Source organism: Pseudomonas taiwanensis DSM 21245, from assembly GCF_000425785.1.
Taxonomy (GTDB): Bacteria; Pseudomonadota; Gammaproteobacteria; order Pseudomonadales; family Pseudomonadaceae; genus Aquipseudomonas; species Aquipseudomonas taiwanensis.
On the sequence record NZ_AUEC01000005.1, the window covers coordinates 309,253 to 332,583 of the forward strand.

General features: G+C 64.6%; 11 protein-coding genes and 1 pseudogene. 10 read left to right on the forward strand and 2 right to left on the reverse strand.

Translation table 11 applies throughout. The annotated features are described in order from the left end of the window. Nucleotides 1-323: 323 nt before the first annotated feature. Together H620_RS0101450 and hmpA are read right to left on the reverse strand one after the other, a co-directional pair. Nucleotides 324-830 (reverse strand): disulfide bond formation protein B, encoded by a 507-nt coding sequence (locus H620_RS0101450; protein ID WP_023382261.1) that lies wholly within the window; start codon nucleotides 828-830, stop codon nucleotides 324-326. Nucleotides 831-1,211: 381 nt separating this feature from the next. Next, the gene (hmpA, locus tag H620_RS0101455) at nucleotides 1,212-2,390 is read right to left on the reverse strand and encodes an NO-inducible flavohemoprotein (RefSeq protein WP_023382262.1); all 1,179 of its coding nucleotides are present in this window, start codon (nucleotides 2,388-2,390) and stop codon (nucleotides 1,212-1,214) included. Nucleotides 2,391-2,544: 154 nt separating this feature from the next. On the opposite strand from hmpA, the gene norR reads away from it, so the two are divergent. From norR to H620_RS0101505, 10 genes and pseudogenes are all read left to right on the forward strand, one after another. Further along, nucleotides 2,545-4,095 carry a nitric oxide reductase transcriptional regulator NorR gene (gene norR, locus H620_RS0101460; RefSeq protein WP_023382263.1) on the forward strand — a complete coding sequence of 517 codons (1,551 nt, stop codon included), beginning with the start codon at nucleotides 2,545-2,547 and terminating at the stop codon, nucleotides 4,093-4,095. A 183-nt stretch (nucleotides 4,096-4,278) separates the two neighbouring features. Then, nucleotides 4,279-15,009: a BapA/Bap/LapF family large adhesin gene (locus H620_RS0101465; RefSeq protein ID WP_027906616.1), complete on the forward strand. Its 10,731-nt coding sequence runs from the start codon at nucleotides 4,279-4,281 to the stop codon at nucleotides 15,007-15,009. Between the two features lie 62 nt (nucleotides 15,010-15,071). Then, nucleotides 15,072-16,505, forward strand: coding sequence for a TolC family outer membrane protein (locus H620_RS0101470; protein ID WP_023382264.1), 1,434 nt, complete (start codon nucleotides 15,072-15,074; stop codon nucleotides 16,503-16,505). Next, the gene (locus tag H620_RS0101475) at nucleotides 16,502-18,658 is read left to right on the forward strand and encodes a type I secretion system permease/ATPase (protein WP_023382265.1); all 2,157 of its coding nucleotides are present in this window, start codon (nucleotides 16,502-16,504) and stop codon (nucleotides 18,656-18,658) included. Before H620_RS0101470 ends, H620_RS0101475 begins: the two co-directional genes overlap by 4 nt. Further along, nucleotides 18,655-19,839 (forward strand): HlyD family type I secretion periplasmic adaptor subunit, encoded by a 1,185-nt coding sequence (locus H620_RS0101480; protein ID WP_023382266.1) that lies wholly within the window; start codon nucleotides 18,655-18,657, stop codon nucleotides 19,837-19,839. The genes H620_RS0101475 and H620_RS0101480 overlap by 4 nt, the downstream gene beginning before the upstream one ends. Before the next feature lie 163 nt (nucleotides 19,840-20,002). Continuing rightward, complete coding sequence (locus tag H620_RS0101485; protein WP_023382267.1) at nucleotides 20,003-20,902, forward strand: chemotaxis protein; 900 nt, start codon at nucleotides 20,003-20,005, stop codon at nucleotides 20,900-20,902. Nucleotides 20,903-20,989: 87 nt separating this feature from the next. Next, entirely contained in the window at nucleotides 20,990-21,301 is a 312-nt protein-coding gene (locus H620_RS0101490; protein WP_023382268.1) for a hypothetical protein, read from the forward strand. After that, nucleotides 21,298-22,032 carry a YkgJ family cysteine cluster protein gene (locus H620_RS0101495; protein WP_027906617.1) on the forward strand — a complete coding sequence of 245 codons (735 nt, stop codon included), beginning with the start codon at nucleotides 21,298-21,300 and terminating at the stop codon, nucleotides 22,030-22,032. Before H620_RS0101490 ends, H620_RS0101495 begins: the two co-directional genes overlap by 4 nt. 479 nt (nucleotides 22,033-22,511) lie before the next feature. Continuing rightward, nucleotides 22,512-23,030: an Hcp family type VI secretion system effector gene (locus tag H620_RS0101500; protein WP_027906618.1), complete on the forward strand. Its 519-nt coding sequence runs from the start codon at nucleotides 22,512-22,514 to the stop codon at nucleotides 23,028-23,030. Nucleotides 23,031-23,111: 81 nt separating this feature from the next. Beyond that, a pseudogene (locus H620_RS0101505) lies at nucleotides 23,112-23,331 on the forward strand (type VI secretion system tip protein VgrG); the annotation flags it as partial.

Here is a 23,331-nt window from a genome sequence, read left to right on the forward strand (position 1 = left end):
TGGGCGAAACTTGACGAAGTCAGCAAAAAGGAGCGCTGCGGCTTCCTTCAATCCTGCGACTCGCAAGCAGTGCCGAACGGAAATTGGGGGCGATTGTAGATAGGTCGCTTACCCTTGACTATGACTTATTGAGCAACAGTCTTTTACAGAATCCGCAACAATGACCCTGAAAAAATCAACTTCGCGACAGTTTGTCGCACCCCGCTTGATAGCCCTGGAAGCCGCATTCTGCAAGGCTTTGAGATTGACCTGGATCAAGCGGGAGGTGACTTTTCGCTCTTCTCACGCGGCGTAAAAGACCACGTGGAAATCGGGACTTTTGTCTAAGCCCCACGTCGGTTGCGGTAGATCCCCAGCGGTACCAGAACGGTGGTAAGGACGAATGCAACCAGCGCCCATTGCGCCAGCGACAAACCGAGGATCGGCGGGTACGGCGTGCTACAGAAGCCGTCGACCTGAAACGCCAGCGGCCACAGCTTGGCCAACGGCAGGTCATCGACGATCGGCTGCAGGGTATCGATGCCGCAACTGACCATCGGGTTGGCGAGTATATACACATGGTTGCCCGCCGCAACGATTCCGCCAATCGCGCTGAGCACCACCAATGCCTCGAAGAAGGTCAGGCTGCGACGTCCCGGCATGGCTGCGGCGATGAACGCGAACACGGCAATCAACAGCAATGCGTAGCGCTGCAGGATGCACAACGGGCAAGGCGCCTCACCGAGCACCACTTGCATGTAGAGCGCGCCGCCAATCAGGGAGAGGCAGATCACCCCCAGCAGCACCAGAAAGCGCCGTTCCCGATTAAGGCGCGATGTTTGTTCGTTCATTGCCGATTCCTTCGATGGAGAGTGGCAGCGTGTGATTCGCCTGCCTTGCGCAAGTCTACACGCCGGTTTGACCTTTGAGCATGTCGAGGACGAGGCATGGCAGCGCTGCACTATCCAGAGATGGCTGAGACCTGTTGCTGCGGCGTCGGTTCAACGTCGGCCAGCAAAAAAGCTACCCAGGTGCCGCGCAGGGACAAGCCCCTCGACACCCGGGAGTGAAGGATACAGTGATTAAAGGAGGATTAAAGGTGAAAGATGGTCAATGCTGATTCATCATTCCTTCTATATAGGCAACCACCTGAGGGAGCGACTCTGCGTCGCGAGGCCGCTCCCACCGGGTCACCGTGGTACCTCTGTGATCAGGCCTGCAGGGTCAGCACATCACTGCAGCGCGGCCGCCGGCCCGAAGAACTCGTAGCGGCTCTGCTGCTCCGGAACGCCCAGCCCCTTCAGGTAGCCTTTGACCGCCGCCATGAAGCCCTTGGGCCCGAGGAAGTAGGCATCCACGTCACGCTCGACCGGCATCCATTCGGCCAGCAGATCCTCGCTCAGCAGGCCAACCGCATGGGCGTCGTTGCTGCCATCCGCTTCGGCATAGCAATAGAAGTGCTGCAACTGAGGGTGACGTTCGGCCAACGCGCTGATCCAGTCGCGGAAGGCATGCACAGCGCCATTGCGCGCACAGTGAATGAAATGCACTGGACGCTTGGTCTCAAGCGCCGCCTCCAGCATCGCCAGGGTCGGGGTGATACCCACACCTCCACTGATCAATACCAAGGGCTTGTCGCTGGCGGTCAGCGTGAAGTCGCCCGATGGTGGGAACAGCTGCAGGGTATCGCCGACGACAAGCTGGTCGTGAAGGTAGTTGGATACCTTGCCACCGGCCTCGCGCTTGACGCTGATCCGGTACTCCTTGCCGTCGCACAGCGCCGACAGCGAATAGTTGCGGCGCTGCTCGACCCCGTCGATGAACAGCTGCAGGCCAATGTATTGGCCCGGCTCGGCCTTGAGCACCGGCTTGCCATCCAGCGGAGCAAAGTAGAACGAAACGATTTCGCTGCTCTCTTGCGCGCGGCGGACCAGGCGGAACTCACGGGCGCCACGCCATCCACCGGCGGCCTCTTCCTTCTGTTTGTACAAGTGCTCTTCCGCGCCGATCAGGATATCGGCCAGCTGGCCGTAGGCAGCGCCCCAGGCCGCGATCACTTCGGGGGTGGCGATTTCCTTGCCCAACACTTCCTCGATGGCCCGCAGCAGGCAGCTGCCGACGATCGGGTAATGCTCCGGGAGAATCTGCAGGGCGACGTGCTTGTTGATGATCTGGCCAACCAGGCCGCCCAGCTGTTCAAGCTGGTCGATATGGCGGGCATACATCAGCACACCGTTGGCCAGCGCGCGAGGCTGGTCACCGCTGGCCTGGTGAGCCTGGTTGAACAGGGGACGCACTTCGGGGTATTCGCTGAGCATCATCTTGTAGAAATGAGTGGTCAGCGCTTCACCACCGCTTTCGAGCAGCGGGACAGTGGCCTTGATGATTGCACGTTGTTCAGCATTGAGCATTGCGACGACTCCTAAGCCTGTGGCTTCGAATGGTTGCACTGGCTATTTCAGCATTCGTGCCAACTCGAAAGGCCCATGAAATCAATGCCTTGACACCGATCATGTCAAAACGACCCACCCCAGCGTATAGTCATTACGACCAATAGGAGTCAATATGACTGCAAAGCCTCTGCTCACCGCCCTCCTCCCGCTGGTCAGCGACCTGTCCCGCGACCTGCCCGACCAGGAGCGTTACCGCCGCCTGTTACAGGCCATGCGCGGCCTGCTGCCGTGTGACGCCGCCGCCCTGCTCCGCCTGGATGGAGAATGGCTGGTGCCACTGGCAGTGGACGGACTGTCGCCAGATACCCTTGGCCGGCGTTTCAAGGTCAGTGAGCATCCACGCTTCCAGATCCTGTTGAGCCGCCCCGAGCCTACGCGCTTCGCCAGCGACTCCGCGTTGCCCGACCCTTATGACGGCCTGGTGCATGCCCCGGACGCCAACCTTGAAGTCCATGACTGCATGGGCTGCCCGCTGATGGTCGATGAACGTCCCTGGGGCCTGGTCACCCTCGACGCGCTGACCCCCGGCCAGTTCCAAAGTCTTGAACTGGAAGCCCTGCAGGCCTTCGCCAGCCTGGCAGCGGCTACCGTGACCGTGGCCGAGCGCATCGAACACCTGGCCCTGCGCGCCGAGGATGAACACCACCGTGCCGAAATCTACCGTCAGGCCAGCGGCCAGCATCAGGAACTGATAGGCCAGAGCAAGGCACACAAACGCTTGGTGGAGGAGATCCGCCTGGTCGGCGGCAGCGACCTGACCGTGCTGATCACCGGTGAGACCGGGGTGGGCAAGGAGTTGGTGGCCCAGGCCCTGCACCAGGCCAGCAAACGCGCCGACCAGCCAATGATCAGCCTCAACTGCGCAGCCTTGCCAGACACCCTGGTGGAAAGCGAGCTGTTTGGCCATGTGCGCGGCGCCTTTACTGGCGCCCATGGCGAACGACGCGGCAAGTTCGAACTGGCCAACGGCGGCACGCTGTTCCTCGATGAAGTCGGCGAGCTGCCATTGACCGTGCAGGCCAAGCTACTTCGGGTGCTGCAAAGCGGTCAGTTGCAACGCTTGGGGTCGGACCGTGAACATCAGGTCGATGTGCGCCTGATCGCCGCGACCAACCGCGACCTGGCCGCGGAAGTGCGCAACGGCAACTTCCGCGCCGACTTCTATCACCGCTTGAGCGTCTACCCCCTGCAGGTGCCACCGCTGCGCCAGCGAGGCCGCGACGTGCTGTTGCTGGCCGGCTACTTCCTCGAACAGAACCGCTCACGCCTTGGCCTCAATAGTTTGCGCCTGTCCAGCGACGCGCAGGCCGCACTGCTGGGTTACGACTGGCCTGGCAATGTCCGCGAACTGGAACACCTGATCGGCCGCTCGGCGCTCAAGGCACTGGGCCAACACGCCGACAGACCACGGATTCTGACCCTGGAAGCCCGCGACCTGGACCTGCGCGCGGTCGCGTCTTCCAATGAGGCTCAATCCGCCCTGCCACAGCAGGAAGCGCCCTTACCTGAAGGCGGCCTGCGTGACGCGGTGGACGCCTATCAACGCCAGGTGATTGAAGCCTGCCTCCAACGTCATGACCACAACTGGGCTGCCGCTTCCCGTGAACTGGGCCTGGACCGCGCCAACCTCAACCGACTGGCGCGCCGGCTAGGGCTTCGCTGAGGCCCGTACACCAAAGCATTAGTCGGTAAAGCTATCTAGCCGATTGCCAGTTGGCTGCTTAACTGCATAAGGAATCGGTACCTCGGCCTTTGAGTGGCCAGTACTGTTGAAGGCATGCCGCGCCCGCTCGGCCCTGGGCCAATGGACGTCGACCATGTCGCCGTACAACTGCAGGGAGCACTCATGGACAGTATTGTCGTTGCCGATAAGCAAACTTCAGTCGCTACCCAGAATGCCTGGGGCAATATCAGCCTGAAAAGCCCCGCGGTCGTGCAAATGCCGATTTCGCCCAACCAGGTGGCCACCGTCACCCAGCGCGGGCAGGACCTGATCGTTACGCTCAAGTCCGGCGAAAAAATAACGATCGGTAATTTCTTCGCCGTCGACCAGGCGGGCGTTGCCAGCGACATGGTCTTCGTCGGCGAAGATGGCACCCTGTGGTACGCCAACTACGATGCCGAAGCGTTCACAGGCTTCACGTTCGAAGAGGTGAGTTCGCTCGACCAGGTGGTGGCGGGTATCGGCGTCGCCGGCAGTGCGACGCCAACCTGGGCGATCGCGGGCCTGAGTCTGCTGGGCGTCGGAGGCGCAGCCGCGGCAGTCGACAACGGGAGCAGTGGCGGCGGTGGCGGCGGATCGGCACCGTCCGACACAACGCCTCCGGCTACCCCCATCGACCTGCTGGTTTCCCCGGATGGCCTGCGCCTGACCGGCCGGGGCGAAGCCGGCACAACGGTCAACGTCCGCGATGCGGCCGGTAATCTGATCGGCAGCGGCACAGTGGGGGCCGATGGACGCTTCGAAATCAGCCTCGACCCGCCGCAGATCAACAGCGAAAACCTTCAAGTCATCCTAACCGACGCCGCAGGCAACGCCTCCCCGGCAGGCACCGTCGTCGCGCCGGACGCGACCGCTCCGCTGGCGCCGACCAACCTGGCGATCGACGAACAAGGCACCACCCTCAGCGGCCGTGCCGAGCCGGGCGCCACGGTTCAGGTACGCGGCCCTGGCGGCACGCTGCTGGGCAGCGTCGTGGCAGGTGCCGACGGTCAGTTCAGCATCACCCTGCAACCCCCTCAAACCGACGGCCAGGCCCTGACTGTCACCGCCCAGGACGCTGCTGGCAATACCTCGCCCGCGGCAAGCATCACCGCGCCGGACGACGTCGGCACGCCCCCGGACACCACCCCGCCCGACGCCCCGTTCAACCTGGTGATCGCAGCGGGTGGCCAACAACTGAGCGGTCGCGGTGAAGCGGGAACCAGGGTCGAGGTGCGCAATGCCGACGGCACCTTGATCGGCAGTGGTGTGGTGGGCAATGACGGCAATTTCACCATTCCTCTCTCTCCAGCCCAGGCCAACGGTGAAGCACTGAACGTCGTGCTCATCGACAACGCCGGCAACACATCGTCGCCCAGCCCGATCACCGCACCGGACACCACCCCACCCAGTCCTGCCACCAACCTGGCACTGAGCGCCGATGGGGTTACCCTCACCGGGCGCGGCGAAATCGGCACCACGGTACAGGTTCGCAATGCCCAGGGCGTGCTGCTCGGTTCTGCCGTGGTTGGGCCTAATGGCCAGTTCACGGTGACTTTGACCCCTGCGCAGACCGACGGCCAGATACTGGACGTGACGCTGCGCGATGCCACAGGCAACACGACGACCACCCCGCTCACCGCTCCGGACCTGGACGGCCCGGCACAACCCTCCGGGCTGGCACTCGATGTCGCCGGCACCCACCTCACCGGGCAAGGGCAACCCGGCTCGATCATCACCGTGCGCGCGGCCAATGGCACCGTGCTAGGCACTACCACGGTCGGCACCGACGGGCGCTTCGAGGTCACCCTCTCGACACCGCAGCGCAACGGTGAAAGCCTGACCGTGGACGCCACCGACAGCCTCGGCAACAGTGCCGGTGCCGTCAACTTCACCGCACCGGACACCTCACCTCCATTGCCGATCACCACCCCCAGCATCGACAGCACCGGTACAACCGTCACAGGCAGCGGGGAACCTGGGGCCACCGTGACCGTTCGCGCCCCCGATGGCAGCGTGCTCGGCACCGGCCAGGTCGCCAGCAATGGCAGCTTCACGGTCACCCTCAACACACCGCAGACCAACGGCCAGGCGCTCTCCGTCGAGCAGCGTGACCCTACCGGCAATGTGTCGACCTCGACCGACCTCACCGCTCCTGACAACCAGGCCCCCCCCCCACCGGCAGACCTGTCTTTGTCCGGCGATGGCAGCACCCTGTCCGGCACGGGCGAGCCTGGCGCGCAGGTCACGGTCAAAGATGGGTCTGGCGGGGTCTTGGGCACGGCAGTGGTACAGGCCGACGGCAGCTTCCAAGTCATCCTCGACCCGCCGCAGCTCAATGGCCAGACGTTGTCAGTGAGTCAGGCCGATGCCGCCGGCAACGGCTCGACAGACACCCCGTTCGTAGCCAACGACCTTGAAGCGCCCACGCCTGCCCAAAACCTGGCACTGGATGCCAGTGGTACCTTGCTCACCGGGCAAGGCGAGCCTGGCACCACGGTGGTGGTGCGCAATGCCAACGGCCAAATACTGGGTAGTGACCAGGTCAATGCCAACGGCAGCTTCACCGTCACCCTCAGCCCGCCACAAACCAATGGTGAAACGGTGTCGGTGGTGCTGATCGACACCGCGAACCACAGCTCTCCGTCAGCCAGCTACACCGCCGACGACAGCAGTGCGCCAACGTCACCGACAGGGCTGCTGGTCGGCCCGGGCGGCACCTACCTGCAGGGCACTGGCGAGGTAGGTGCGACGGTGGAGGTGCGCAACGCTCAAAACGTGTTGCTGGGCAGCGTGGTGGTTCCGCCAGGCGGCGCCTTCACGGTTGCGCTTTCACCGGCACAGCTCGACGGGCAGTCACTCAACGTGACCTTGACCGACGGCAGTGGTAACACCTCCATGGCCACACCGGTCACCGCCCCCGACCTCACGCCACCGGCCGCCCCCAGCGACCTCGCAGTTGTCCTGAACGGCACGGCGCTCACGGGTAACGCCCCAGGTGCGACCTCGATCACGGTACTGGACCCCAACGGCAACCTCCTTGCCAGCGGGACAGTCCAGTCCGACGGCAGCTTCAGCGTGCCCCTGTCGACTGCACAGCAGAACGGCGAAACCCTCACCGTCATCGTGGCCGATGCCGCAGGCAACAGCGCCGCCCCGGCAGCGGTGACCGCCCCGGACACCACGCCCCCCAGCGCAGCGACCAACGTCTCCCTGAGCCCGGATGGCACCCTCGTTGCCGGCAATGCCGAGCCAGGCACCGTTGTCATTGTCCGGGACGGCAGTACGCCCTTGGGCAGCGCGACCGCGGGCCCTGACGGTACCTTCCAGGTCGTGCTCGATCGCCCGCTCACCAACGGTGAAGTGGTCGACCTGGTGGTGCGCGACGGCGCCGGACAGGAAGCGAGCAGCCTCTTGAACGGACCCGACGGCAGTGAAGTCGCCAGCCCCACCAACCTGGCGCTCAGCGCCGATGGCTTCGTCCTCACCGGCCAAGGCACCGTCGGCACCCTGATCACGGTGACCTCCAACGGCAATGTACTGGGCACCGCCACCGTCGGCAGCGATGGCACCTTCCATGTGTTCCTCAACGCCGCCCAACTCAACGGACAAACCCTGCAGGCCTACGCCCAGGCGACGGTGGGCGGCACGGCGTCGGTACCCGCCGTGATCGTGGCGGCCGACAGCACTGCACCGGATGCGCCGACCCAGGTCGACCTGAACCCGGCCGGGACCGTTCTCACGGGTCGTGGCGAGGTCGGTGCCACCGTCAAAGTGTTCGATGCTCAAGGCACGCAAGTAGGCAGCGCAGTCGTTGCGAGCAACGGTCTGTTCAGCGTCACCTTGGTGCCTGCGCAGACCAATGCCCAACAGCTGACCATCACCCAGACGGATACCGGCGGCAACACTTCACTGCCCGCGACGCTCCAGGCGCCCGACCTGCAAGCACCACTGGCCGCCAACCAACTCAGCCTCAACAGCGCCGCCACCGTGGTCAGCGGCCAGGGCGAAGCCGGCGCGACTGTCACCGTGCGCGACGCCAATGGCACTGTCCTCGCCACCGGCACGGTCAACCAGAGCGGCGTGTTCCAGGTCACCCTGCCCAGTGCGCAGACCACCGGCAGTGCCCTGCAGGTCACCCTTACCGATGCCGCCGGCAACGTGTCCGCCCCCGCCAGCCTGGCAACGCCGGACCGCACGCCACCGAATGCCGTCGCCGACGTCGTACTCAGTGCCGACGGTCGGCACCTGACGGGCAGTGGCGAGATCGGAGCCATTGTCCAGGTGCGCAATGCCGCGGGTACCGTGCTAGGCACCGCTACCGTAGGCGCCGATGGACGCTTCACGGTGGCCTTCAGCACACCTCAGGCCGATGGCAGCACCCTTGGCGTGACCCAGGCAGACAGCGCCGGCAATACCTCCCCGGCAGTGAGCGTCAACACCCCGGACCTCACGCCGCCTGCCGCACTGACCAATGTAATCTTGAACAACAACGGACTGACCCTGACCGGTCTTGGGGAAGCGGGCGCCACGGTCACCGTTCGCGGTCCGGATGGCACCGTCATCGGTACCGGCCTGGTGGCCGCAAATGGCAGCTTTACCCTGACGCTCGATAGCGCGCAGCTCAATGCCCAGCATCTGAGCGTGACCCAGACCGACGCAGGCAACAACACATCCGCCGTCGTTACGGTGATCGCGCCCGACCACACCTCACCCGCCGCCCCCAGCGGTCTGTCGCTGGCCTCCAGCGGGCTGCAGTTGAGCGGCATTGCCGAGGCAGGCAGTACGGTCACGGTACGCGATGCCTCAGGCAATGTCCTAGGCACGGCCATCGCCAACAGCAACGGAACCTTCCAGGTCACCCTCGACAGCCCACAGACCAATGGCCAGACATTGCAGGTGAGTGCAACCGATGCCGCAGGCAATGTGTCGCCCACCACTCCCTATACCGCCGCGGACACCACCCCGCCAGCGCCAGTGTCGCAACTGGCGGTGTCTGCCGATGGCAGCACCCTGACGGGGATCGGCGAGGCCAATGCCTCGGTGACCGTTCGCGCACCAGATGGGTCGATTCTGGGTACGACCACTGTGGGTGTCGATGGTCGGTTCAGCGTGACGCTGTCGCCCGCCGCTGTCGCTGGCCAGGACCTTGGCGTGGTGCAGACCGATGCCGCACAGAACGCCTCGCCCGCACAGACCGTCACCGCTCCGGGCAATCTTGCCCCGGACATTCCCGATGACCTGGTGCTATCGGCCAATGGCCTGACGGTAACCGGCACCGGCACGCCCGGTAGCGCCGTGAACGTCTATGGTCCCCATGGCGTGCTGCTGGGCTCCGGCCTGGTGGCTGTCGACGGCACTTTCACCGTCGGCCTCAGCAGTGCTCAGGCCAACGGCGAAGTGCTGCAAGTGGTTGCCGTGGGTAGCGATGGCAACACATCCTTGCCTGCCACCCTGGTGGCACCCGACACCACCGCGCCGCAACCGCTGACCAACCTGGCCATTTCCAGCAACGGGCTGGTGCTGAGCGGGCGTGGCGAGCCTGGCGCCACCGTCAAAGTACTGGGCGACGGTGGGGTCGAGCTCGGCCAGGGTGTGGTCGATGCCTCGGGCCAGTTCAGCATTAACCTCAGCCCTGCGCAGCTCAACGGCCAGCACCTCAGTGCCAGCCAGACCGATGCGGCGGGCAACGAGTCCAACAGCGTCAGCCTCACCGCCCCCGACCTGGTCGCCCCCGCCGCGCCGCAACAACTGGCCTTCGCCGGTGGCGGCACCCTGCTCAACGGTACTGGCGAGGCCGGCACCAGCGTCAAGGTGCTGGCTGCCGACGGCAGTGTGCTGGGCACTGCGGTGGTTCGTGGCGACGGCACCTTCCAGGTCAACCTGACACCCGCCCAGGCCAATGGCCAGACCGTGCAGGTGATACTCACCGATGCCGCCGGCAACCAATCCGATGCCACGTCCCTTACCGCGGCGGACACAACGCCCCCCGCGGCGCCAAGCGAACTCGCCATCGCCAGCGACGGCGCCACCCTCACCGGCCGTGGTGAAGCGGGTGCACGGGTGTCGGTGAAAGATGCCAACGGCAACGAGATCGGCAGCGCCGTGGTCGATGCCAGCGGCGCCTTCACCATCACCCTCAACCCGCCGCTGGGCAATGCCGAGCTGCTCAGCGTCAGCCAGAGCGACGCCGCCGGTAACGCCTCGCCTGCAACCTCGCTGCAAACGCCGGACTTCACTCCACCTGACGCCCTTACCCAGGTGGTCATCAATGCCGATGGCAGCCTGGTCAGCGGCCGTGGCGAAGCAGGTGCAACTGTCACCGTGACCAATGCCGCCGGGGAGGTGCTCGGCACCACCGTCGTACTTGCCGATGGCAGCTTCCAGGTCGCACTGACACCGGCGCAGATCAACCAACAGGCGCTGTCGGTGCAGCAGGCCGACCCGCCCGGCAACATCAGCGTCCCAGTGGTCGTCACCGCCCCCGACCTGACACCACCCGCGACGCCTGACGCACTACGCCTGAACGCTGCGGGTGACCAGCTCAGCGGCAATGGCGAAGCTGGCACCACAGTGCGGGTGTATCAAGGCAACACCCTGATCGGCGAGGCCACGGTGGACGCCGACGGCACCTTCGTGGTCGACCTGACGCCCGCACAGCTCAATGGCCAGCAATTGCAGGTCACCCTGGAAGATACCAGCGGCAACGTTTCGCCGATCGGCACCCTCACCGTGGCCGATGTCACCCCGCCCGCCAGTGTCCTGGCGACACTCAACGGCAGCGGCACCCAGCTGACCGGCACAGGAGAAGCCGGCGCCAACATCACCGTGGTCAACGACCAGGGCGATGTCGTCGGCCAAGGAGTGATCGATGCCGACGGCACCTTCGTGCTGGATCTGAGCACCCCTCAGATCGACGGCCAGGTGCTGACCATCATCGCCCAGGACGCCACCGGCAACCCGTCGTCGCCATTCCAGGTCACCGCACCGGACCTGACACCGCCCGCACAACCGACCGGCCTGAGCCTGACCGCCAATGGCTTGCAGCTCAGCGGCAGCGCCGAACCGGGCAGCACCATCACTGTGCGCGGGCCGGACAACACGGTGCTGGGTGAAATCGAAGTTCCCGTCAATGGCGTGTTCACCGTAACGCTTTCACCCGCTCAGACCAACGGCCAACTGCTGTCGGTGGTGGCCACCGATGACGCCGGCAACACCTCGCCGACTGCCTCCTACCAAGCTGCCGACACCACGGCGCCAGACCTTGTCACCAACTTGAGCATCAGCCCCGGTTACGATGTGCTCAGCGGACGCGGTGAGCCCGGCGCAACCGTGACCGTCACGCTGAACGGCAACCCTCTCGGCAGCGCAGTGGTGGCCGCCAACGGTACTTTCCAAGTCACCTTGCAACCGGCGCCAGGCCCGGACGAGGAACTGCGAATCACCCAGCGTGACGCAGCCCAGAACACATCGGGCGAAGCCAGCTACGATACGCCGCTGGTGCCGGCACCTGCCGCCCCCACCAACGTGGATCTGGCCGCAGATGGCCTGATCTTGAGCGGCAACGCCGAGATCGGCACCACCATCGAGGTGCGTGACGCGTCAGGGACACTCATAGGCACTGGCCTGACAGGCGCTGGTGGCACCTTCACCCTGACGTTGGACAGCGCCCAGCTCAATGGCGAAACGCTGTCGGTCACCGCTGTGTCCGCATTGGGGGGAAGCTCGATACCCGCCATCGTGCAAGCGGAGGACAGCACGGCCCCGGCCAACCCCATCGTCACCGCACTTTCAACCAATGGCCTGGTGCTCAGCGGTACGGGTGAAGCAGGCGCAACCGTGACGGTCCGCGATGCAGGAGGGGCCATCATCGGTACCGGCCAGGTGAATGCCGGAGGGGCCTTCTCCATCACCTTGTCGAGCCCACAGCTCAACGGCCAGGTGCTGGGGGTGACTCAAACCGACGCGGCGCTGAATCCATCCGGCAGCACCAGCTTCACAGCACCTGATTCACAGGCACCAGCGCCTGTGAGCAACCTGGCGATCAATGCCGGCGGCACCGTGCTTACCGGTACCGGCGAACCCGGGGCGACTGTCACCGTGCAAGGCCCCGGCGGTGTCGCACTGGGCAATGCCACGGTCGGCAGCAACGGCCAGTTCAGTATCACCCTCACCACGGCGCAGAACGACGGACAGCAACTGACCGTGCGCCAGGCCGACGCGGCAGGCAACACCTCCAGCAGCGCCAGCATCAACGCGCCCGACACCACGCCGCCCACTGCCCCGGTCGCCAGCATCAACAGCAACGGTACGGTGGTTTCAGGCACTGGACAGGCCGGTACCACAGTTACCGTGCGCAACAGCGCCGGGACGATTCTCGGCACCGCGACCGTCGGCACCAACGGCCTGTTCGTGGTCAGCCTGGCCGCAGCACAGGTGGACAACCAGGCGTTGACCGTCACCCTCACTGACGCGGCGGGCAACACCTCCCAGGGTACCGCGCTGACCGCACCGGACCTCACACCGCCAGCGGCGGCCAGCAACCTGGTCATCAGCGCCGACGGCAGCGTGCTGACCGGTAATGGCGAACCCGGCGCCACGGTCACGGTGCGCAACGCCAGCGGCACCGTGCTGCAGACCGCCACCGTGCAGCCCAATGGCAGCTTCACCGTCACCCTGAGCCCTGCACAGGACAACGGCCAGGTGCTGTCGGTGACGCTAACCGACCCGCGCAACAACGTCTCGGGCAATACCAACATCACGGCACCGGACGTGGACGCCAACGCCCCGGTGGTGGCCAGTGACAACCTGGCGACCGCCACCGTCAACCTGGCACCGGTGGTGTCCACGCAAACCTATCAGGACAGTTTCTCGACCCTGCTGGCGGGCTTCTCCAAGACCTATACCTGGACGGTCGCTGCCGGCACCACGGTGGATCCTACCCTGACCCTCAACACCAGTAGCGCCCTCGCCTTGCTGGACAACGCCACCTTCACCTTGCAAGTGAAAAACGCCAGTGGCGCCTGGGTGACGCTAGCCACCGGCAACACCCAAGGTTTGCTCGACCTGATCCTGCTGCCGCTGGGTCAGGGTGTTCGGGTCGACATCGGCGACTTGCTGGCCGGTGAATACCGGCTGACGGTGAGCAGTGGCGGCATCGGCCTGCTGACCACGGTTACCACACAACTGGACATCGAAACCACCAGCCAGACCCAGTTCACCGGAACCGGAACGCCTACCTCCGGCAACGTCATCAGTGACCCGGGCACCGATGGCGCCACCGACCTGCTCGGGCCGGACAGCGGTGCAGTCCTGCAAGTGCTGAAGAACGGCAGCTATGTCGCGGCTGGCAGCGCCACCGAGGTGCAGGGCCTGTACGGCACCCTGGTGATCCGTGCCGATGGCAGCTACACCTACACCCCAAACGGCAGCCCATCCAGCGTCGGCAAGGTCGATATCTTCAGCTACCAGCTGGTTCACGCCAATGGCCTGGTGGATGGCGCCACGCTCTACGTGCGCATCGACAGCCCGCAGGCCACCGAGATTTGGAGCAACACCAACTACGGCGCTCCCGCCACGGTTGTGGATGCGGTCAATGACATCGACAGCACCGGCATCAGTCTGGTGAATCGCGAATCCACCAGTTCCACCACCTTCACACCGCTGAGCCTGCCGGTGATCGGCACACGGCAGGCAACCTACAGCACCACCGTAGCCACCGATACCACGGCCGACCTTCAGGTCGTGCTCAACTCGACCAACCTGCTGGGGCTGCTCAACGGCACGACCATCGACCTACTCAAGCTCAACCCAGCAACGGGCCTTTACGCAGTGGTTCAGTCGGTGAACGGCAGTTCGCTGGTCAGCCTGCTGGGGGGCGGCTCCGCCTACACCTTCCAGGACCAGACCGCAGGCTCTTACCAGATACGCGTGACCGCCAGCGGCATCGGCCTGGCCAGCTCCCTCACCACCACGCTCAACACCACGACGACCCATCTCACCGAATTCGTGGTCAGCGGCTATACCTCGGTCACCGGTAACCTGCTTACCGACACCGCAGGGGGTGGAGCCGATAACCTCGGCTCGTCCCTGACCGTGCTCAGCGTCCTGGTGGCCGCCAACACCTATGCGATCCCGGGCTACAACGGCGTCAGCGTGACAGGCACCTATGGCACCTTGCTGGTGCAGGCCGACGGCAGTTACACCTACACCCTCAAGGCGGGCTTGACCTCGGCCATCATTGGCCAGCACGACACCTTCACCTATGAATTGACCCACCCCAACGGCACCACCGATACCGCCACCTTGACCATCAACCTGGACAGCGCCGCCAGTTTCAGTGCCACGAGCGCGCTGCTGGCCGACACCAGCGACGATGGCGTTGCGCTGGCCAGCGTTGCAGCCGCATCCAGCGACGTGATCGCCGGTACCGACGGCAACGACCACCTCGATGGCAGTCAGGGCGGGGCCATCAGCCTGCAGGGGGGAGCCGGCGACGACACCCTGGTGATCGTCGACCAGGACTTCACCAGCGTAGAGGGTGGGGCCGGCACCGACACCCTGCTGTGGGCCGGGGGCGATGCCAGCATCGACCTGGGCAACCTGGCCGAGCGCGTACACGACATCGAGGTCATCGACCTCAATGACACCAGCGCCGTCACCCTCACCCTCAACCTGGCGGACGTCGTGGCCGTCACGGAGACCGGCAAAGACACCTTGGTGATCAAGGGTGATGACAAGGACACGGTGCACCTGACGGACACCTGGACGCTTGCTGGTACCCAGACCGCCGATGGCATCGACTATAACCAATATACGGCCCAGGAGGATCCCAGCCACCACCTGTGGGTGCAAAGCGGCATCCACGTCGTCTGAGCCTGCAGCAAACCGCCGGGTTACCGCCCGGCGCCAAGGATGACCAGCAGTAAGGGAATGATGTGAAGCGAAGCAGTACGCTGTCACCGCTGTTAACAGGCGCCTTTGGGCTCCTGGCCCTGTGTATCACTCCAGCAGCCTGGTCGGCCGACGATATCGACCCGCAGCTGCGCAGCATCGGGCCGTCGCGTCTGCGCGACGCCCCCGAAGCCATACCTGCTCGCCCGCCTTCCGGGCAGGCCGAAGCCGACGGCGACCGCCTGGGCATGGCCGAAGCCGTGCTGCTCGCGGCGCAGTGGCACCCGAGCATCGCCGAGGCCGTCGGTAACCTGTACAAGCAAGGCGAAGGCATCAACGTGGCCCGCGCCGGTTACTACCCGCAGGTCACCGGGGGTATACGCGCAGGGTATGACACCGGGTATGGCAACGACCGGGGCAGCCAGGCGCTGAACCTGTCGCTGAAACAGATGCTCTACGACTTCGGCAAGGTCGACAGTGCAGTGAACGCGGCAAAAGCCGCGGCAGCACGGGCACAAGCCAATATCTTGCTGGTGGTGGACGAACTGGCCCGCGACACCGCCTACGCCTGGATCGAAACCCGTCGCTACGAGCAGTTGATGGCCATTGCCCGCGATCAGATCCGTGGCATCGGCGCCATTGTCGGCCTGGCACGCCAACGCAGCGACATGGGCGCGAGCACCCGGTCCGACGTGGTCCAGGCCGAGTCCCGGGAAGAAGGAGCACGCGCGACCTTGGAGGAGTACCAGTCGCAATACCAACGCTGGCGCTCGACACTTGCCGCGCTGCTCGGGCGCATGTCCCCGCCGGCGCTTGCCGAAGCGCCTCCGGCCGAACTGAACCAGGCCTGCAAACGGCCAGAGCAGGGCGACGACCGCCTGCCCGCCGTGCTCATGGCGCTAGCCCTGCGCGCGCAGTCCCAGGCCGAGCTGGCGCAAGCCAAGGCCGAGGCCTATCCGACCCTGTCGCTGCAACCGCAGGTCAACCATTACCTGGACAACGAGTACGACCGCGACAACTCCCGCCTCGACCGCACGCAGGCCGGGATCTACCTGAACCTTGAGGTGCCGATCTACCAGGGCGGGGCCATCAGCGCCCGCACCCGAGCTGCCGGCCATGCCCTGACTGCGGCCGATTCGGCGGAAGATGCTGCCCGCCTGCAGGCCCGTCGCGGGCTGGCCGAAGCCAAGGCGCAGACCTCTGGATTGGGGCGGCGACTCAGCTCGCTCGAAGCACGCCAGACCAGCATTCAGGAAGCCCGCGAGCTGTACGGTCGCCAGTACCTGGACCTGGGTACACGGCCCTTGCTCGACCTGCTCAATGCCGAGCAGGAGATCTACCAGTCACGCTTCGACCTCGCTGGCACACGCGCCGACCTGCTGCGCCTGGATGTTGATTGCCTGTACAACAGTGGCGCCCTGCGCACAGCCTTCGGGCTGGAAGGGCGCAACCTGCAAGGGGTGCAGATCGAGCCATGAATGAAACCATCAACCTTGCCCAGCCCGCGCAGGCCACCGTCCAGACCGGGCATCCGGACCTGGGGCCGTGGCTCGAAGCCATGCTGCAGGTGGCGCACCACTACCGTCTTGATGTCTCACCCCAGCGCATACACCTGGCCGCTGTGGAAGATGCCCGGCCGCTGGACGAAATCCTACGTCACATGGCCCGCCAGGCGGGGCTTACCCTGCGCTTCACCCATTTCGATGGCAAAGGCCTACGGCAATGGCGCACGCCCTTGGTGCTGGAGCTGGACGACGGCCAGCTGGCCGTGGTCGAGTCGGTGACCCAGGACGACGAACTGGCGGTGGTCTTCGCCGGCGACCAGGGCCTGGCCTCGCGGGTATCGCAGGGCACGCTGGACGGGCGGATATCCCGTGTCGCATTGCTCCGCCCCGCTCGCCCCCTGCGCGACGTTCGCACCGACGACTACACCGCGCCTTACGACCGCCACTGGTTCGCCCGCATCGTGCTGCGCGACCTGCGCCCCTATGGCCAGGTCATGGTCGCCTCATTGGTAGCCAACGTGCTGGCCTTGGCTGGCGTATTGTTTTCCATGCAGGTGTACGACCGGGTGATCCCTGCCGAGTCATTGCCGACGCTGTACGTGCTGTTCGCGGGGGTGGTGCTGGCGCTGGTGTTCGACCTGAGCATGCGCTTGCTCAGGCTCAAGGTGACCGACCTGCTGGGCAAGCGCGCCGACCTGCGGGTCAGCGACCTGGTTTATGGCCATGCCCTGCGCCTGCGCAACTCGGCGCGGCCCAAGTCCACCGGCTCGTTCATCTCGCAGTTGCGCGAGCTTGAGCAGATTCGCGACCTGATCACCTCCAGCACCGCCTCGGTGCTGGCCGACCTGCCCTTCTTCCTGCTGTTCCTGTTGGTGTTCTGGCTGATCGGCGGGGTCCTGGTGCTGATTCCCCTCGTCGCGCTGCTGGCCATGCTGCTGCCTGGCCTGCTGGCGCAGCGGCGCCTGGCCGCATTGGCCAATGCCTCGATGCGCGAGTCGGCGCTGCGCAACGCCATGCTGGTGGAAAGCATCCAGGGCCTGGACGAGATCAAGGCCCTGCAGGCAGAGGCGCGCTTCGAACGCCAGTGGAACCAGTACAACACCGCTTGTGCCCACAGCAACCTGCGCCTGCGCACCTTGACCAACGGCCTGGTGACCTGGACCCAGAATGTCCAGGGTGCAGTGTTCGCCGTGGTCATCGTCATCGGCGCCCCCATGGTGATCGCGGGCGACCTTACTACTGGTAGCCTGGTGGCGGCTTCGATGCTGTCATCGCGCATGATGGCGCCACTGGCCCAGTTGACCCATGTATTGACCCGCTGGCAGCAGGCCAAGGTGGCCCTCAAGGGCCTGGACAATCTCATGCAGTCGCCGGTGGACCATGCCGAAGGCGAGGCGCGCGTCCACCTGCCGGCCCTGCGTGGGGAATACCGGGTGCGCCAGGCGATCTTCCGCTACAGCCCCGAGGCGGCACCGGCGCTGACCATCGGCCAGCTGGACATCCAGCCCGGCGAACGCATCGCCCTGCTGGGGCGCAACGGTTCAGGGAAATCCACCTTGCTCCAGGCCTTGGGCGGCGCCATGGACCTGATGCAAGGCGAGCTCAACCTCGACGGTATTGCTCTGGCCCACCTGGACCCAGCCGACCTGCGCCGCGACGTAGGCTTGCTGCCCCAGTACTCGCGGCTATTTCATGGCACCCTGCGGGAAAACCTCACCCTGGGCGCGGGACAAGCCAGTGACCAGGAACTGGTGGCCGCGCTGTCCGCCACCGGCGCGCTGGACTTCGTCCGCCGACTGCCCAAGGGCATGGACCATTTGATCCTTGAGGGCGGCCAAGGGCTGTCCGGTGGCCAGCGCCAGGCCCTGGTGCTGTCTCGTCTGCTGGTACGCCAGCCACAGGTGCTGCTGCTCGACGAACCCACCGCCTCGCTGGACGACATCAGCGAACGCCACCTGCTCGATAGCCTCGACCGCTTCTGCCAGGGCCGTACCCTGGTGATCGCCACCCACCGCCTGAACGTGCTGCAGCGGGTCGATCGGATCATCGTGCTCGACGGCGGTCGCATCGTCATCGACGACAAACGCGACGCCGCCCTGGCCAAGCTCAAAGGAGGCCAGGCATGAGCAGCCATGAACTTCCCTCGTCCTACCTGGATGGCGAGGACGACCGCGCCGTGCTGCGCGCCGGTCGCCTGATCACCCTGTGCGCGCTGATGCTGGCGGGCTTTCTGGGGTGGGCGGCGTGGTTCGAGGTGGTGGAAGTGTCCACCGGCACTGGCAAGGTGATTCCCAGCTCACGGGAGCAGGTGATCCAGTCCTTCGAAGGGGGCATCGTCACCACCATGAATGTGGCCGAGGGCGACCTGGTCGAGCGCGGCCAGGTGCTTGCCCAGTTGGACCCGACCAAGACCGCCTCCAGCGTGGGCGAAAGCGAGGCCAAGTACCGCGCGGCCACCGCCAGCGTCGCCCGGTTGCGAGCCGAGGTGACCGGCAAGCCGCTAGCCTTTCCCGACAGCCTGCGAGCGTCCCCCGACCTGATCGACGCCGAGACCGCGCTGTACCAAACCCGCCGCCAGGGCCTGGAGCAGACCCTGGCCGGCATCGAGGACTCTTTGCGGCTGGTACGCAGCGAACTGCAGATCACCGAGAACCTGGCGAAGATGGGTGCTTCGAGCCGGGTCGAAGTGATCCGCCTGAACCGTCAACGCTCGGAACTGGAACTCAAGGCCAACGAAGCACGCTCCGACTACCTGGTACGCGCCCGTGAGGAGCTGGCCAAGGCCAGCGCCGAGGCCGACAGCCTGGCCGAGGTGATCCGTGGGCGCAGCGACTCGCTGACGCGCCTGACCCTGCGTTCCCCAGTGCGGGGCATCGTCAAGGACATCGAAGTCAACACCTTGGGTGGCGTGGTACAGCCGGGCGGCCAAGTGATGAAGATCGTGCCGATGGACGAGCGGCTGCTGATCGAAACCCGCATCGCCCCCAGGGACATCGCATTCATCCACCCCGAGCAGGCCGCCAAGGTCAAGATCAGTGCCTACGATTACTCGGTGTATGGCGGCCTGGACGGCAAGGTGGTGGGGATTTCGCCCGACACCTTGCAGGATGAAGTGAAACCGGAGATCTACTACTACCGAGTGTTCATCCGCACCGAACAGGACAGCCTGCAGAACAAGGCCGGCAAGCGCTTCGCGATCGTACCGGGGATGATCGCCACGGTGGATATCCGTACGGGCGAGAAGACCATCCTCGATTACCTGATCAAGCCACTGAACAGGGCGCGTGAGGCGTTGCGGGAGCGTTAAGGTCTGTCGATGTTTTTTTGGAAGGTGTGAGATCGAGCGCCGCGCGATCCGCGCTCGATTCACCGCAGAAAATCCAGAATCGTACACCCCCACCCTCCCCCAACCTAAAGCCAGGCGATAACACGCCGATAACCCGGCATCCCCTCTCTGAACGAAGGTCACCATGGCCACGCAAAACGCCCGCGCGGACGCGTTGTCCCTGCTGCTGTTCACCCTGCGCAGCGGCAAGCTGATGGCAATCAACCTGCTCAAGGTCAGCGAAATCATCCCCTGCCCGCCCCTGACTCGGTTGCCTGAATCGCACCCCCACGTCAAAGGTGTGGCCACCCTGCGCGGCAACTCGCTGTCGGTGATCGACCTGTCCCGTGCCATCGGCGAGCGGCCGTTGGCCGACCCGGACGGCGGCTGCCTGATCGTCACCGAGATCAGCCGCTCGCGCCAGGGCCTTCATGTACAGGCGGTCAGCCGCATCGTTCATTGCCTGAGCACCGATATCAAGCCGCCGCCCTATGGCTCGGGCAATCGCTCGTTCATCACCGGCGTGACCCGGGTCGACAACACGTTGGTACAGGTGTTGGACATCGAGAAAGTCATCCACGGCATCGCCCCGCCCGAACCTGAGGCACACCCGGGCGAGGTGAGCGAGCAAGATGCCAGTCTGCTGGCCGCGGCCAATATCCTAGTGGTGGACGACAGCCAGGTAGCGCTGCAGCAATCGGTGCATACCCTGCGCAACCTCGGCATCGAGTGCCACACGGCCCGCAGCGCCAAGGACGCCATCAATGTCCTGCTGGAACTGCAAGGCACCGCCCAGGAAATCAACATCATCGTCTCCGACATCGAGATGTCCGAGATGGACGGCTACGCCTTTACCCGGACCCTGCGCGAAACCCCGGACTTCCAGCACCTGTACATCCTCCTGCACACCTCGCTGGACAGTGCCATGAGCAGTGAAAAGGCCAGGCTGGCCGGAGCCAATGCCATCCTCACCAAGTTCTCCTCGCCAGAGCTTACCGATTGTCTGGTGGTGGCGGCGCGGGCGGTGGCGCACACCGAGCACTGATATATTCAGCGACAATCTCCCCGGCTTGCCGCCGGGGACGTGTAAGGCATAATCACGCCCCTCGGATGTTTCTTGCCGGTATTGCGTATGAAGTTTTTCAGCTCGCTCCTTATCTCCTGCACCCTGTTCAGCGGTGCAGCCCAGGCCTCCAGCAGCCAGGCCTGGAACGAACAGCGCCAGCAGATGCTCAAGGCTTGTCTGGCCGCCAGCCAGTTCAAGGATGCCCACGCCCGCGGCAAGCCTGCGGAGTTCGATGATCAGGTCGGTTTCAGCGCCCTGCTGATCGAAGGTGTCTATCCGCAGAAACACATGCAGCAACGCACAGGCACCGAGTTGTGCCTGTACGACCGCCAGCATCAACGAGCCTTCGTCAGCGAATGGAGCCCGGGAGCTCAGTGAACGACCGTCTACGTTTTGCCTGTACTGGCTGTGGCAAGTGCTGCACCGGCCACCATGTCCCCCTGACACTGGATGAAACCCGCCAGTGGGCAGCGTCCGGCGGCCAGGTCATCATCTTGATCGAAGGCTTCGTGGCCGACGGCCCTGGCATGCCCATCGAGCAGCGCGAGCACGTAATGCGCCGCTCCCTGGCGGTGCCCTGCGGCAGCGGCGAGGCACGGGTATCGGTGACCTTCGCGGCGTTCAACCCAGGCCGTTGCCGGAATCTGGACGATAACGACCTGTGTACCATTTATGAGTCACGCCCGCTGGTGTGCCGCATTTACCCGGTGGAGATCAACCCGCACATCCCCCTGCGCCCCGAAAGCAAGGACTGTCCGCCCGAAGCATGGGAACAGGGGCCCACGCTGATTCATGGCACGCTACCGGTCGACCCGCAACTGGTGGCACTGGTGGAGGCTTCACGCCAGGCCGACCGCGACGACATCGCCGCCAAGGTTGCCCTGTGCCAGGCGCTGGGCATCACCACCAGTGCACTCAAGGGCCGTGGTTTCACGGCTTACTTGCCGAACATGGACGCCTTCGCCACAGCCCTTCGACAGGAATTTCCTGCTGTGCAGACCGCCTGGACCCTCCATGTACCTGATGCCGAACTGGCGGTCGCCCTAGGCGACCTGGGTCTGCAAACCACCGCTGAAACATCGGACTATTACGCCTACATCGGATTCTGATTCAGCGCTTGCCCTGCATGGGTAAACAATCCGTTTACCCACCCCGCCCGATGTCATCCCCTTCCTACACCTCGTGTCGCCCTGCGTCCTACATACCCAGGAAGCGTTTTCCCGTAACGTTTTAATCCATCACAACGGCTTCAGATATTGCGCCCGACACGGCCAACTCGACTTAGCAGTCAACTGCGCAAGAAGTTGCGCACTCAAATGTGAATAAACCTGTGCATACATTCCTGTAGGCCTTAAGAAATATGGCGTACAGGCAACTGCGCAACTTTTTGCACACCACTGCGCAAGAAGTTGCGCACTTTGCTGGTATTTCGTTGCACAAAAGCCCCTCATTGAAACGACTTAACCTTTAGAGCCCGCGATATATAAGGACTCGCCTGGAATTGGCACGTTTTCTGTATTAACCAGACATGGGAAAGCGGAAATTTCCCAGTCGATATCGACTTATCCACAGCAAGGAGAGCAGCACCATGGCAACACCCGCGTACATGTCCGTCACCGGCGAAAAACAAGGCCTGATCACCGAGCGCGCGTTCACCGTCGAGTCGGTGGGCAACACCTACCAGGAAGGCCACGAGGACGAGGTGATGGTCCAGGCCTTCGACCACCAGGTGATCATCCCCCGTGACCCGCAGTCCGGCCAACCGACCGGCCAGCGCGTGCACAAACCGGTGAAGATCACCAAGGTCTTCGACAAGACTTCGCCGCAGCTGCTGGCGGCCCTGGCCTCCGGCGAGCGCATGACCAAGGTCGAGATCAAGTGGTACCGCACCTCGGCGGCCGGTACCCAGGAGCATTACTACACCACCGTCCTGGAAGACGCGATCATCGTCGACATGAAGGACTACATGCACAACTGCCAGGACCCGGCCAACGCCCACTTCACCCACCTGGAAGACGTGTCCTTTACCTACCGCAAGATCAGCTGGACCCACCTGATCTCCGGAACTTCTGGCTCCGACGACTGGCGCGCCCCGGTCACAGGCTAAACCTGGATCACACCGCTGCCTGCCGCGTTCGCGCGGCGGGCTGCGGTCGTTTTCACTACGTTTTCCTAAAGGAGGACAGGGATGTTTGCCGCCGCGAACCAGACCCATTTCAGCTTGCACATCGACGGCCTGGAGCACGATTTCCAGGTCCTCGCCTTCAACGGCACGGAAGCCATCAGCCACGCCTATGCCATTGACCTCGAGCTGGTCAGCGAACGCCCTTCGCTGGACCTGGAACGCCTGCTGCACAAACCCGCCTTCCTCCAGCTCGGCGATGCCGGCCGTGGCCTGCACGGCCTGA